At 33.3% G+C, this 13,956-nt stretch carries 13 protein-coding genes; 11 read left to right on the top strand and 2 right to left on the bottom strand.

Going from position 1 to position 13,956, the window contains the following annotated elements; genetic code table 11:
- Positions 1-483: 483 nt before the first annotated feature.
- From licT to EM808_RS24900, 3 genes are all read left to right on the top strand, one after another.
- The gene (gene licT / locus EM808_RS24890; RefSeq protein WP_127741945.1) at positions 484-1,320 is read left to right on the top strand and encodes a BglG family transcription antiterminator LicT; all 837 of its coding nucleotides are present in this window, start codon (positions 484-486) and stop codon (positions 1,318-1,320) included.
- A 108-nt stretch (positions 1,321-1,428) separates the two neighbouring features.
- Entirely contained in the window at positions 1,429-3,300 is a 1,872-nt protein-coding gene (locus tag EM808_RS24895) for a beta-glucoside-specific PTS transporter subunit IIABC (RefSeq protein WP_127741947.1), read from the top strand.
- Positions 3,301-3,311: 11 nt separating this feature from the next.
- Positions 3,312-4,745 carry a 6-phospho-beta-glucosidase gene (locus tag EM808_RS24900; RefSeq protein WP_127741949.1) on the top strand — a complete coding sequence of 478 codons (1,434 nt, stop codon included), beginning with the start codon at positions 3,312-3,314 and terminating at the stop codon, positions 4,743-4,745.
- A 247-nt stretch (positions 4,746-4,992) separates the two neighbouring features.
- On the opposite strand, the gene EM808_RS24905 is transcribed toward EM808_RS24900, so the two are convergent.
- On the bottom strand, positions 4,993-5,808 hold the full coding sequence (locus EM808_RS24905) for a Cof-type HAD-IIB family hydrolase (RefSeq protein ID WP_205685898.1): 816 nt from the start codon (positions 5,806-5,808) through the stop codon (positions 4,993-4,995).
- A 192-nt stretch (positions 5,809-6,000) separates the two neighbouring features.
- Between EM808_RS24905 and EM808_RS24910 the strand changes: the two genes are divergently transcribed.
- The 4 genes from EM808_RS24910 to EM808_RS29605 all read left to right on the top strand — a co-directional run bounded on the left by EM808_RS24910 (position 6,001) and on the right by EM808_RS29605 (position 9,112).
- Positions 6,001-6,294 carry a hypothetical protein gene (locus EM808_RS24910; RefSeq protein WP_235856708.1) on the top strand — a complete coding sequence of 98 codons (294 nt, stop codon included), beginning with the start codon at positions 6,001-6,003 and terminating at the stop codon, positions 6,292-6,294.
- Between the two features lie 421 nt (positions 6,295-6,715).
- Complete coding sequence (locus EM808_RS24915) at positions 6,716-8,098, top strand: MATE family efflux transporter (RefSeq protein WP_235856709.1); 1,383 nt, start codon at positions 6,716-6,718, stop codon at positions 8,096-8,098.
- Between the two features lie 355 nt (positions 8,099-8,453).
- Entirely contained in the window at positions 8,454-8,726 is a 273-nt protein-coding gene (locus tag EM808_RS24925) for an HPr family phosphocarrier protein (protein ID WP_127741953.1), read from the top strand.
- A 260-nt stretch (positions 8,727-8,986) separates the two neighbouring features.
- Positions 8,987-9,112, top strand: coding sequence for a hypothetical protein (locus EM808_RS29605; RefSeq protein ID WP_268926532.1), 126 nt, complete (start codon positions 8,987-8,989; stop codon positions 9,110-9,112).
- A 118-nt stretch (positions 9,113-9,230) separates the two neighbouring features.
- Here the strand turns inward: EM808_RS29605 and EM808_RS24930 are convergent, their stop codons facing one another.
- On the bottom strand, positions 9,231-9,842 hold the full coding sequence (locus tag EM808_RS24930; RefSeq protein ID WP_127741955.1) for a hypothetical protein: 612 nt from the start codon (positions 9,840-9,842) through the stop codon (positions 9,231-9,233).
- Between the two features lie 596 nt (positions 9,843-10,438).
- Here EM808_RS24930 and EM808_RS24935 point away from each other — a divergent pair.
- The 4 genes from EM808_RS24935 (at position 10,439) to EM808_RS29865 (ending at position 13,479) form a co-directional block, all read left to right on the top strand.
- Positions 10,439-10,996, top strand: coding sequence for a pyridoxamine 5'-phosphate oxidase family protein (locus EM808_RS24935; protein ID WP_127741957.1), 558 nt, complete (start codon positions 10,439-10,441; stop codon positions 10,994-10,996).
- A 648-nt stretch (positions 10,997-11,644) separates the two neighbouring features.
- Positions 11,645-12,106, top strand: coding sequence for a collagen-like protein (locus tag EM808_RS24940; RefSeq protein WP_127741959.1), 462 nt, complete (start codon positions 11,645-11,647; stop codon positions 12,104-12,106).
- A 170-nt stretch (positions 12,107-12,276) separates the two neighbouring features.
- A complete protein-coding gene (locus EM808_RS24945; RefSeq protein WP_235856710.1) occupies positions 12,277-13,128 on the top strand; it encodes a protein-glutamine gamma-glutamyltransferase in 852 nt (283 codons plus the stop codon).
- A 147-nt stretch (positions 13,129-13,275) separates the two neighbouring features.
- Complete coding sequence (locus tag EM808_RS29865) at positions 13,276-13,479, top strand: YjcZ family sporulation protein (protein WP_127741961.1); 204 nt, start codon at positions 13,276-13,278, stop codon at positions 13,477-13,479.
- The last annotated feature ends 477 nt before the right edge of the window (positions 13,480-13,956 follow it).

Consider the following 13,956-nt stretch of genomic DNA (forward strand, 5'->3'; position numbering starts at 1 on the left):
GATGGTAAAGATACATTAGTTAAGAAAACCCCATATATAGACACTTGTACACCCGAAATGACTAATCAAATCAACCTTTTCAGCACTATACTAGGTTCTTCTTTTCGTATTACTATCAAATTTTAATTATTAGAAGATAAATTAAGTTTCAATATATTTAAGTTTCCTAGCTTATTTAGGTAAAAAGATTACTTTTCTATAAGAATATACGATTTTGACAAAGTTATAATCAATTTTTATGGAATTTATAAGTGGGAGAACCTAGAATGTTGATATACCTACAATAAGTGGGATAAGCATTAGAGCCAATTGCATAATTTCTTAGTATGATGTGTAAAGTCTAAAAAAATATTAAATTGACAGCAAGAAATTACCTATGCTAGACTTATTTCAAGGATTGTTACCGCTTTATTGCGAGCTATACCGTTGTTTTTTTAAATTTTTTTTAAATAGAATCTAATTAAAAATGAATAGGGACTATCGATGAATGTTTATAAAGTAATTAATAATAATATCGTATTGTCTAAAAATAAAGATAATCAGGAAGTTGTCATCATGGGAAGTGGTATCGGCTTTAAGAAAAAAGTCGGTGATGATATTGATGAAACTCGAATTGAGAATATCTATCTCAGTTCAAAGGAGTGGAGTGTCAATAAACTAACCCAGATGCTTTCCTCTATACCAATGGAGCATATTCAGGTTGCAAATGAAATCATTAGCTTTGCAAAGATTTCACTTGGGAAGAAATTAAGTGAAAATATCTTTTTGACATTGACCGATCATATTAGTTATGCAATTGAGCGCTATGAGAATGGTATGGAAATCAAAAATGCTCTTCTATGGGAAATTAAGAGATTTTACAATCATGAGTTCTTAATTGGTAAAGAAGCATTATCCATTGTCAAAAACAGACTTGGGGTAGATTTACCTGAGGATGAAGCAGGATTTATTGCCTTACATATCGTAAATGCAGAACTTGATATGGGACAAGTAAGCCGAGTTTCAGAAATAGCTAAGGTTATTCAAAATATTCTAAGTATAATAAAGTTTCACTTTAAAATTGAATTGGATGAGTATTCTCTTTATTATGAACGGTTTATAACTCACTTGAAGTTTTTCTTCCAACGTTTGTATAGTGACGTTAAATTAAATGATGCAGGGACTACGAGTTTTTTATGGATTTTGAAGGAAAAATATAAGAATGAGTACGCCTGTGCATTGAAAATTAAGGAATACATAAAAAAGGAACTTGGCAAAGACCTAGAAGAAGATGAGTTAATCTACCTAGTAATACACATTAAAAGAATAACGAATGATTAGGATTGTTACTGATTCAGGCTATACCTAAATGAACCCTTTATGATAAGGACTTCATTTAGGTATTTTTTTATTCATTTTTTACTTTATTAATCATGGAGGATGATGGGGATGAACTATCAAGAGTTAGCGAAATTAATCATCGACAAAGTTGGTGGTGAAGAAAATGTCAAAAGTTTAAATCACTGTGCTACACGCTTGCGTTTTAATTTGAAAGATGACCAAAAACCAGATGAACAAGCGTTGAAAAGTACTTCGGGTATAATGGGCGTAGTAAATAAAGGTGGTCAATATCAAGTTATTATCGGAAGCGATGTGGGAAATGTTTATAAAGAGATAACGAAGCAAACCAATATATCGAATGAAGGTGAAGAGACTAAGGAAGAAGATAAGCGTTCCACTTTTGCAAAAGTCATTGATACAATAACAGGGATTTTCACACCGATTCTTCCAGCAATAACAGCAGCAGGTATGCTAAAAGCCGTTTTATCTGTATTGGTTGTATTTAATGTTTTAACAACAGAAAGTCAAAGTTATCAAGTTATAAATTTCATGGCTGATGCGGCATTTTACTTTTTACCTATTTTGCTAGCAGCGTCTTCTGCACAAAAATTTAAAACAAATATGTATTTAGCTATAATGGTTGGAGGAATTTTACTACATCCGGCATTCGTTACGATGGTGAATACAGTAAAAGAGTCCGGAGGCAGCATTCATCTTCTAGGACTTCCAATTTCAGCAGTATCTTATTCTTCCTCTGTTATACCAATTATTCTTTCTGTATGGTTCATGTCTTATGTTGAACCTATTGCAGATAAAATTTCACCAAAGGCAATAAAGTTCTTTAGTAAACCATTGATTACGATATTTGTTGTAGGGACAGTTAGTCTTGTTGTATTAGGACCTATCGGTTATTTGATTAGTGATGCTATTTCAAAAGGAATAACGACTCTAGAATCCGTAAGTCCATGGATTGTTCCATTGCTGGTTGGTACTTTCTCTCCATTACTAGTAGCAACAGGTACTCACTATGGTCTAGTGCCAATTGGAATTAACAATCGGATGACAACTGGTTATGATACAGTTATTTATCCTGGAATGCTAGCTTCCAATGTGAGCCAAGGAGCTGCTGCTATAGGGGTTGGTATTAAATCGAAGGATACTAAGATTAAACAATTAGCTTATTCAGCTGGTTTAACTGGTCTTTTTGGTATTACTGAACCTGCATTATATGGAGTCAATTTACGATTTAAAACACCACTGTACGCTGCTATGATTGGCGGTGGAGTTGGTGGATTATTCTTAGGGATATTTAGAGTAAGAAACTTTTCTGGTGGGTCACCAGGGCTTTTAACTTTACCTAGTTATATTGGGGATAACACATTGAGTTTCTTCTATTATGCATGTATTGGTGCAGTTATTAGTATTATAGTAACATTTATCGCAACATTAATACTTTATAAAGATCCAGTCGTTGAAGAAACATCTGAACCCGCAAAATCAGTAACAAAAGAAAGCCTGCCTTTAAATGGCGCAACAGTATTATCACCGATGCAGGGGTCTTTACACAGTTTAAAGTACGTAGAAGACGGAATGTTTTCAGAAGAAATATTAGGGCAGGGAGTTGCAATTGAACCATCAGAAGGTACGGTTGTTTCGCCTATAAATGGTACAGTAAGCGCAGTGTTTGACTCAAAACATGCAATAGGACTTACTAGTGAAGAAGGTATAGAAATTTTAATTCATATTGGAATTGATACAGTTCAACTAAATGGAGAAGGATATGAGTACTTCATTCAGAAAGGACAAGAGGTTCGCATAGGAGATAAGTTAATTGAATTTGATCTTGAGAGTATCAAATCAAAAGGATACAAGATCGTTACCCCAATTGTGATCACAAACTCGGCAGAAGTTGGGGAAATACTAACAGCAAATGAAGACGCAATTAAATATGGAGAAGAAATTATTAAAATAATAAAGTAGGAGGAAGAATAATGGGATTTAGTAAGGATTTTTTGTGGGGCGGCGCAACAGCTGCAAATCAATGTGAAGGCGGATTCGAACAAGGTGGAAGAGGCTTAGCAAATGTGGATGTTATTCCGATTGGTAGTGACCGTAGAAGTATCATCACTGGTAAAAAGAAAATGTATAATTTTGAAGAAGGTTATTATTATCCTGCTAAAGAAGCTATTGATATGTACCATCATTTTAAAGAAGACATTGCCTTGTTCGGTGAAATGGGCTTTAAAACGTATCGATTATCGATTGCATGGAGTCGAATTTTTCCGAAGGGGGATGAATTGGAGCCAAATGAGGAAGGTTTAAAGTTTTATGAAGATTTATTTAAAGAATGCCATAAATATGGAATTGAACCTTTAGTGACAATAACTCACTTCGATTGTCCGATGCATCTAATTGAACAGTATGGTGGATGGAGAAATCGGGAGTTAATAGGTTTTTATAAACGGTTATGCAGAGTATTATTTACTCGATATAAAGGGTTGGTAAAATACTGGCTAACTTTTAATGAAATCAATATGATTCTTCACGCACCATTTCTTGGAGCAGGTATTTGTTTTGAAGAAGGGGAAAATGAAGAGCAAGTAAAATATCAAGCAGCACATCATGAACTAGTTGCAAGTGCAGAAGCGACTAAAATTGCTCACGAGATAGATCCAGAAAATAAAGTAGGATGCATGTTAGCTGCGGCAAGTTATTATCCTTACAGTTGCCGGCCAGAAGATGTCTGGGAAGCAAAGAAAAAAGATAGAGGAAATTATTTTTTCATTGATGTTCAATCAAAAGGAGCTTATCCAGCATATGCACTAAAGGAATTAGCTAGGAACAATATATCCATTGATATGATGCCTGAGGACATTGAAATCTTAAAAAATCATACAGTTGACTTTATTTCTTTTTCTTATTATGCTTCCCGTGTAGCAGCAGCTGAAGATTCTAATGTTGAAAAGACGGCAGGAAATCTTTTCCCGACTATAAAAAATCCATACCTACAAGCAAGTCAATGGGGATGGCAGATTGATCCTTTAGGTTTACGTATCACAATGAATGACTTATATGACCGTTATCAAAAACCTTTGTTTATTGTTGAAAACGGCCTTGGTGCAATAGATATACCTGATGAGTCGGGATATGTGGAAGATGATTACCGGATTGAATATCTATCCGCACATATTCAAGCTATGAAAGATGCTGTTGATGAAGATGGGGTAGATATACTCGGTTATACAAGCTGGGGTTGCATTGATCTTGTTTCCGCAGGTACGGGTGAAATGAAGAAACGCTATGGTTTTATCTATGTTGACCGTGAAAATTATGGTGAAGGTACGTTAAAAAGAACAAAGAAAAAGTCATTCAATTGGTATAAGAAAGTCATTGAGACAAATGGAGAAGATTTATCCAATCAATAATATTAAAATGGAAGATACTCTATAATTATTTAAACCTCTTATTTAATGCTCAAAGCAGTTGTTGACACTATTAGACATATTTATTATCAGAGGGATGTACTGAAAAGTACGTCCTTTTTTATAAAATACGGACGAACGCGTGCTTTAAGTCACTCAAGCTCAATAGAAAGAGTGTTTTTTATTATAAAAGAAATAAGAAACGAGCCATAATATAAAAATATATGGCCCGTTTCTAATTTCGCTAGCTTTATTTAAAGTATTTACTTAATGTATAAGCAATCCCGTCTTCATCATTTGAGCGAGTAACTTCATCAGCTACAGCTTTTAAATCGTCTACTGCGTTAGCCATAGCTACTCCAATTCCAGCATATTCGACCATTGTAGCGTCATTGTGTCCATCTCCGAAAGCAATCATTTCTTCCTTTTTGTATCCTCTAGGAATTAATACTGTATCCAACGCTTTTGCTTTATCTATTCCTTTAGCAGTAAATTCAAAGTAAAAGGGAGCTGTAAATACACAATTTAAAGTGTCCTTAAAAGGTTCCATCATTTCTTTGTAATGCTTCTGAAGGTAATCATCAGATCCGGCTGTTAGGATTTTATTTAGTGGATAATCAGCAAAAGCGGCCAAATCATCAACTTCAGATAATTTGAATTTACCACCACGGGATTCGTATTTTATTATATTAATAGAATTTCCATTATAATCTATTTCATTATTGAAGACATCCGTTACATACATATAGTTATCTTTATCTATCATAGGAATAACCTCAAATTTTTTCATATGTTCCAGCACTGTTTGACCTTGCTCAATAGTCATCGTTTCATTAAATAATACTTCATTAGTTTCACAATCTACCACTTTAGAACCATTAAAAGAAACCAAAAGCCCATGATTTTTTTCCATTTCTAATTCTTTCGCAAAATCCATTAATCCGGATGTTGGTCTACCAGAAGCGAGAACTAAAATAGCTCCAGCTTTTTGTGCTTTTAGTAAAACCTCTTTTGTTTTTGCAGGAATTACTTTTTCATTATTAGTTAATGTGCCATCTACATCCATAATAATTACTTTAATATCATTCACGATTGAATCCTCCCTTGATTTTCCCGGTTATAAGTATATTATTTATAATATCTTATATTTATTTTTATTTAATCATTTTCCAATACCAATATTATAGTATTTTTGCTTACTTTAACTATCAAAATAGGGTTTAAAATTATCAAAATTGTATATTTCTTGGTGGTAATCATGAATTCAGCATTGGAGATATTTTCGGATTTATCAGAACAAGTAAACTATAATTTGCCTGATTTCCCTTTATATGTACGAAAAGGAAGACTACTTTACTTTGATAAATATGTTGCACCAATTTATTGGCATTCCGATCTTGAATTTATTGAAGTACTTGACGGTTCTATGGATGGTGAATTTGCGTTTGTAGGTAATGTATGTAGGAGTATATGCTGTAATTTATTTAGTAAATACATTGAACAAACTACTAATAATTATCTAATAGGTTATCGAATCCAAAAAAAATTGTGAGATGCTAAAAGAAACAAAAAGGTCTATAAGTGAAATAGCAATTGCATGTGCATGTGCATGTGCATGTGCATGTGGTTTTCAAAGCGGTAGTTATTTTTCCTATACTTTTCGTAGGAAAATGGGATATGGACCACAGTATTAACGAAAGCAAATTACAATAGCTACCCCCTAATTCTACAAAGTATAGTTCTTGAAAATAATGACAATAGTGGTATATCGCATCTTAATCCTAAGAAAGAAAAGGTAGTTGCCAGCAGGCAACTATTTTTTTATAGATTTTATTTAAAAGTTCAATTAGATAATAGAGCAGATTATTATATAATATACGATTTCGAAAGAATGATATTTGATTTTGATGGAAGTAAAAAAAGTAAACGTATACAATTTGTATATCATAAATATAAGAAAGACGGGGTGTGGAGTGTTAAAACAAGTAAAAGGATCAAACAATGAATTTAATCGTACCCTTAATCATTCATTATTATCATTGGTATTACCAATAGCATTTCAAAACTTAATTTCAGCAGCTGCCATTGCGGTAGATGTTATAATGCTTGGTGTAATTAATCAATCTGTAATGTCGGCTGTATCACTTGCAGGGCAAGTAACATTTGTATTGTCACTATTTTATATGGGTATATCAACAGGTGCAGGTATACTCACGGCTCAATATTGGGGTAGAAATGACGTAAAAGTAATACAACGGGTATTTAGTATCACCAGTATATTTTCATTAAGTATATCCGTAATCTTTTTTTTATTTTCTTTTTGTTTTCCCGAATTCTTAATGCGACTATTAACCAATGATGCCGAGTTAATTCATTATGGAGCAATTTTTTTGCGTACGGTTTCTTTTTCTTATATCGCAATGGGAATTTCTCAGGTTTATTTTAGTGTTTTAAAAAGTATGGAGAATGCACGATTTAGTGCATGGATTAGCTCTATTTGTCTTTTTCTTAATATTGGATTAAATGCCCTTTGTGTTTATGTGTTCTTTCCAGGAATGCCAGAGAAAGCCATATTAGGGGTAGCTTTAGCAACGGTATGTGCTAGATGCGTAGAACTTGGATGCTGTGTTGTTCATTCAATCCGATACAGTAAAGTTAAGTTTCACCTACCAGGTAAGGATAGGATTAACCGGCAGTTACGCAAGGATTTTTTAAAGTATACAATTCCAATACAGGCAAATTATTTTGTTTGGGGTGGTGGATTAACGGTTGCAACTTCCATAATTGGACATGTAAGTGCAGATATGGTTGCAGCAAATTCTATTGCAACAGTAGTTAGAAATTTGGCAATTGTTTTTTGTGCAGGTATTTCTAGCGGAGGTGCTGTACTTATAGGGAAATATTTAGGAACAAACGACAAATTAATGGCTATAAAAGCATCTAAGAGAATTAATTTATATGCATTGATTTTGGGTATAGTAGCCGGAGTAAGTATCTTGGTGATAAAGCCATTGGTATCCCTTGTAGTAGAATTAAATGATATATCCCAATCATACCTAGATGGAATGTTGTATGTATGCGCTTACTACTGTGTTGGTAAGTCCATTAATTCAACCATTATTGGCGGCTTCTTTCCAGCTGGAGGAGATGCTAAATTCGGTCTTTGGTGTGATATTGTAGTAATGTGGATTATTGTATTGCCATTAGCATATTTGTGTGCATTTGTGTGGCATGTACATCCTATATTACTGTATGTAGTAATCAATCTAGATGAAATTTTCAAACTTCCTTTGGCTGTATATCGTTACAGTCAATATAAATGGCTGAAAAATATTACAAGAGATGTTGCGTTATAAAATATGAAAATAGAATTAGAAGGAGAAATGCTAACTCAGTTGCTGTTGGTAATCCTTGTAAAGTAATACGTACAATAAATGAACTTGATGTGGAATATTATTACAAGGATAGAAAAATAACTCAAGAAGACTTAAATGAGGAAGCAAATTTAAGATAGGTTAATATAAAGGAAATAATCCTATCCCATATGATTAATAGGTTAATTAAAGATACAACGTAGGAGTTTAAACTTGTTCAAGAAGTATTGTTATTGATTAGGGTAGTATTTAGATAACAACCTTAAGAGATGAAATATGTGGGATTTTACAATTTATTAGGAGGTTATTTTAAACGAATTGTATTTGAGGTGGGGATATGATATTAAGTCAGATCATAGTTAATATTCCAAGGGGGCTTCAGGCGAGAAATACTTGTAGGCTTTATGTAATCGCATCCTCGTTTGAATGTAACATACATATTATTTATAAGGGGATTACTTGTGAGATGGATTTAATGGATATAATGAATTTAAATGTTTTAGAAAGAGATGAATTAACCCTTGTTGCTAATGGAAAAGATGAAAAGGATGCTATTTCAACTCTAAAGAAGTTTTTAAGTGAAGGAAAGTTTAGCTTTAATAATAACTAGTTACTACAGTTATCTATAGTTATATATAAATATAATATTTAATATGAACAAACGGAAGATACTAAATTACACTAATAAAGAATCTAGGTGAAACCCAACTTTGTAAAGAATTACACTTACCCTTTTGGGGTGTTAATCCAGTAAGGAGGATATGCTATTTTTTTGCGCCGGGCACTATCATGGCAGGTTAGAAAATGGAAACTAACACCTAACATTTTTCGTAAACTTACTGAAACCATATTAAATTGGGGGTTTTTTTATTGGATGTTAGTAATGAAAAAAGAAAGAGGTCAGAAGTGATATGGGGAGTTTTTGGTTTAGCTTTTGGTTTGGGGGTTGGAGCAATATTAGGAATAATAGCTTATAATAATCATTGGTTGGGGTAAAGGAAAAACGGAAAGAGAAGTTTATTTTTAATACACGATATAGTATTTGCAGGATAGCACTATTGACAAATTTAAAAAAAGAAGACAGGTTTTTTCATTTCTGTCTTCTTTTAAATATTTACAAGTTATTGTTTAGCTTTTTTTCCAGATCCTTTTTTTGCTGAACGGTGGTTAAAAGTTTCATTCCCCTAAGCGAAGGGGTTTTTTTGTTGAGCATCTCAATTGCACCTTTTAATTCACCATTCTTCGCAAGCTCTTCCACTTCAAGGTAGAACAACAACATATCATCTTTGATTCGTTGTTTATTTTCTTTATAGATAGCAAAGTCGTCTAGTTCTAGCGCAAGGCCGGCAGTCAAATACCATTTATATTTACCTTCCTTAATATACGGAATTACTTCCATTGCTTCGGTAAATCTATCTTGTTTTGACAGCCACATAATTTTGCAAATATAAGCTCTTTGAGGAGAACGGATTTTTTTTAGATATTTTTCCGCTGTGCTGTCTTCATCCTGAATCATGTAATATAAAAATTTATATACTGGATTTTTAAATTTTTTTAAGGCTCTAATAATTTTATCAACCTTTTTTCCAAACAAAATTGGATAAAGAGCAAGATATAAGTATGTTAAAATAAACAGCCCAAAGACAATCCCAACATACACCTCCGGCAAGTCGAACAAACCAGCTAAAAGGGCAAAAACAAATAATAAAAGGAATAAAAAAATCAATAGCTAAACCTCCATTTCATAGGAGTATTTTACCTTCATATCCTAATATTGTATACCCTATGTTAGTGGAGCCGGTCCTATTAGGCTAATTTGAACTATCTTATTGAACTACCACGGCTGCATTGCTGTAATAAATGAAAAAACCTTATAGAAGAAACAGGTGTTTAAGTGTACTTATTCACATATTAGCGTCAGCATGTGCTTAGTTACCCCCTTAATCGCATTTTTGATGATAAAAACAAAAACACTTGATAAGAAGTACAATCTTTTATACATATTTTCTTTTGGAAAAGTAGGAATAGTTGTATCTATGTGGTCATTCATTGTTTGCGCAATGTGGTGGGGCTAATCTTATTAGTAGGGTTCTATTACTTTGTTTCATTTGTTTATGGTTATTGGCTGACAACAGAGGAAATATTTACTCATTCAAATGGTCCTGTTGGGCTAATTGACTGCTTTAAGTATGCTGAAAAAATTCATAAAACATTTACATATTCATAAAGTACAGTACTCCACTAATAAATATAAATATAACCATTATTTATGAGATGGTAGGATTTCAATTTTAACATTTGTTAGATGAGGAGGAATTTATTATGGGGACTGTTTATTCATCAATACTTCCAAAACACGAAGAATTTATAAGAAAACAACGGATTTTTTTCGTTGGATCAGCACCACTAACCGCAGACGGTCATGTTAATATTTCACCAAAAGGTCATGATGTATTAAGAATCCTTTCCTCAAATGAGGTAGCTTATTTAGATTTAACTGGTAGTGGAAATGAAACAAGTGCACATTTAAAAGAGAACGGTAGAATTACTTTTATGTTCTTAGCTTTTGAAGGACCTCCTATGATTTTAAGGCTTTATGGTAGCGGTAATGTGATATTACCTAGCACACCAGAATGGACGGATATGGCGAAACATTTTGACATACTTCCTGGTGCACGACAAATTATTCATGCAAAGATTGAAACAGTAAAAACATCATGTGGATTTAGTGTGCCGTTCTACTCATACGATGGTGAACGAGATACTCTTCAAAAATGGACTAACAATAAAAGTGAACAAGACTTAGAGGAATATCGTAAAAAGAAAAATTCTATAAGTATGGATGGGATAGTTACACCGATTGGAGAAAGTTTTAGCTAACTTTAATAATTTTAATTAACCATAATGTACTAACCGGGGCTTCCTTAATTAAAGGGAAGCTTTTTCTTATGTAGCAAATCAGATCAGCATCTCTGTAATAAATGAAAAAATAGCTTGCGGAAGAAACATGGCAGTCTAGTTGTAGATAGCTTGGAACAGATTTTAGAATTTAAAGACTAGGATAGTGATGTGGAACAAGCAACAAAAGAGTCTAGATTACTTTTATTCAAGCTTAAATTTAAAAAAGACCAATACTGGACAAGAGCTGTTTCGAAAAAGGCAGAGTTAATAAAATGTACAGACATTGATTTCACTATCCTTTTGTATAAACTCTCCAAGGAATGTAGCATGTACCGATAGTACCGCGGTACATGCTATATTTCTGTAATATCACTTGCCATAAACAACAATCAGAGGAGATATTTCAAAAATATTTTTTGATAAAAAACACTACTAAACGGAATGAAAACAAAAGTATCATTCTATTCCAAATGGATATTCAGAATACATTTTTTAAGCGAATGAAGAAAGCAGGTTATATACTTTTTTAATTTAACAGCCCAAGTTAAGGGCGAATAAGCTTCACAAAAAAAAGTGCCACATACAATGCCTTTAGGATTTATTTAAAATAAGGTGGCGAATTTTAAAATGTATGAAAATATAAATTATGATCGACAATTTCTGAATTCTCTATTCCCACAATCTCCGGGCCCATCAGGTCAACCTGGATTTGGAGGGCCTGGATTTGGAGGGCCTGGATTTGGAGGACCTGGATTTGGAGGGCCTAGTTTTGGAGGACCTGGTTTTGATGGGCCAGGATTTGGAGGACCATCAGGTTTACCACCATTACAACCATCACAAGCTCCAACATCTCCTCCTCCACCATTTATTCCTCAACAAGCAGCTGCTTCACCATTTGCTGTGGATTCTGGGGCAATAAGATTATGCCTGTTTCGGAATACTTTTATTTGGCTGAGTAATGGAACAGGATTTTGGTTTTATCCAGTATTCGTAGGCCCAAGATCTGTGGCTGGTTTCAGATGGACTGGTAGGGGTTGGGTGATTTTTGGTATTGACACAAGAAGAATTATTTCATTTACATGCTTTTAAATATACAGGGTGATGCTTTATATAGAGCATCGCCCTTTTACTTAGGCTGAAAATATCTATTATGCAAGTATATCTTCCTGCTAACAGTATTTGTTTTGATTTTTTTTTAAGAAGATGGGAATAAATTATGTTTAATACAGTTGGAAAAGGCAAAGAATGGAGGAACAAAAGTGATACAAATAATGGGTAAATCCTTTGAATTCCAAGATAATTTGGAACTAGATCAGGTTGAGAAAAACATAATGCAATTTATGCAAGAAGATCATATCGAATATTCTTATAATTCTTTGAGAGAATTACTATTTGAAATAAAATTAAGGAAAAATATTATTAAAGGTGCAATAGAAATGAATGAAGCCAGGCATGAATTTACTATTTTCGAGCAAGCTCGATGTAACCCAAATTACTGGCAATTAACGAAGGCTGGTGGTTTTCTGCTGAGACCGGATGTAAGTCCTTCTGATGCAATTATGGACATTTATAAGAACAGTTCGCTGTATGCGTTTGAATGTGCTACAGCTTCTGTGATTATCTATTACTATGCTACGTTACAGACCCTTGGTCATCATATATTTAATGCTTATTTTCAAGGACTTTATCTTTACAGCTGGCATACAGATGCTGACCTCGGTCTAGTTACATTTTATTCAAGTGGTTTTTTACCTGGTGACATTGTTTACTTCGATAACCCTGACTTTAACCCACAAACACCGTGGTTTAGAGGGGTAAATGCCATACTTCTCGATGACTCAAGGTTTTTCGGACACGGATTTTCCATTAAAACTAATGAAAAAATTGTTCAGGTTCTCAATAAACAGAGAAGGCAAGGGAGTACTCGATCTGCAGCCCTAACAAGTTTGTTGACAAGACCTTCATTTTCTCGTTTATCAGCATTGACAAACAGACAACCGACTAGCATTGATTTCAAAATAAAACAGCCTTTCATACACCATAACCTCAGTTCCATTTCATTACTAAATTACAATAATTATATATTTTCATTGGGATATCAGTTGTTCTAAGACAAAAATAAGCATAAGCAACTTATACGATAAATTTTATCTCTAATTATCGGGTAAAACACCCATTTTTCAGTAGACGGGCTCCATTTTCATATCTGAGAGTATTATGTAGTTATAAGCTTACTTAAAAAGAAAGGATGTTTAAATATGTATGCAAATGTGAACGCACCTCCAACAGTCGGTGCGAATGTACCGCCTCAGCCAACTACGTCTCCTACTTTCGTTCAATCATTCCCTACCTATACAGCACCAGCTTACAGCTATGCATGTCCGACATATCACAATAATAATTTTGTCTTAATTGTCGTGTTATTTATTTTATTAATCATTGTGGGAGCATGTCTCTGTTAAGTATTTTTTCTGCTTAGACAGAAGAAATATAGCTCGTTTGGTGTTATTGAAGTTGTAACATAAAGATTTACAATTAAAATGCAAGAGCCTATAGAAAAGTCCCCCTAGTAATGTCGTGATAGCTGTAATAAAAAACGTAAGAGATAAAGCGGGGGGAGTGCATTCCTTTTTAAAGGGGAGTGCTTTTCTTTGTATGCAAAAAAGTAGATTATTGAAAAGACAGTTTACTTATACTATTTATCAAAAAAGTTTACTGATTAAAGTAGTAAATATGTTGAGATATTGCCCTAAAATATTGTATTTTACCTTTTCCTGCGTTATTAATAAAAAGCCTAAACTCTTGGAACATATTAAAATGTACCCTATAGAGTAGACACTTAAAAAAAGTCTACCTATAGGGTATTTTTTTGTATAATTATGTAACACAACTAGAGAAACATGGAGACGGAGAAAATAATGAGTAAAAAGATTTTCACA

Source organism: Niallia taxi (assembly GCF_004005475.1).
GTDB lineage: Bacteria > Bacillota > Bacilli > Bacillales > Cytobacillaceae > Niallia > Niallia taxi.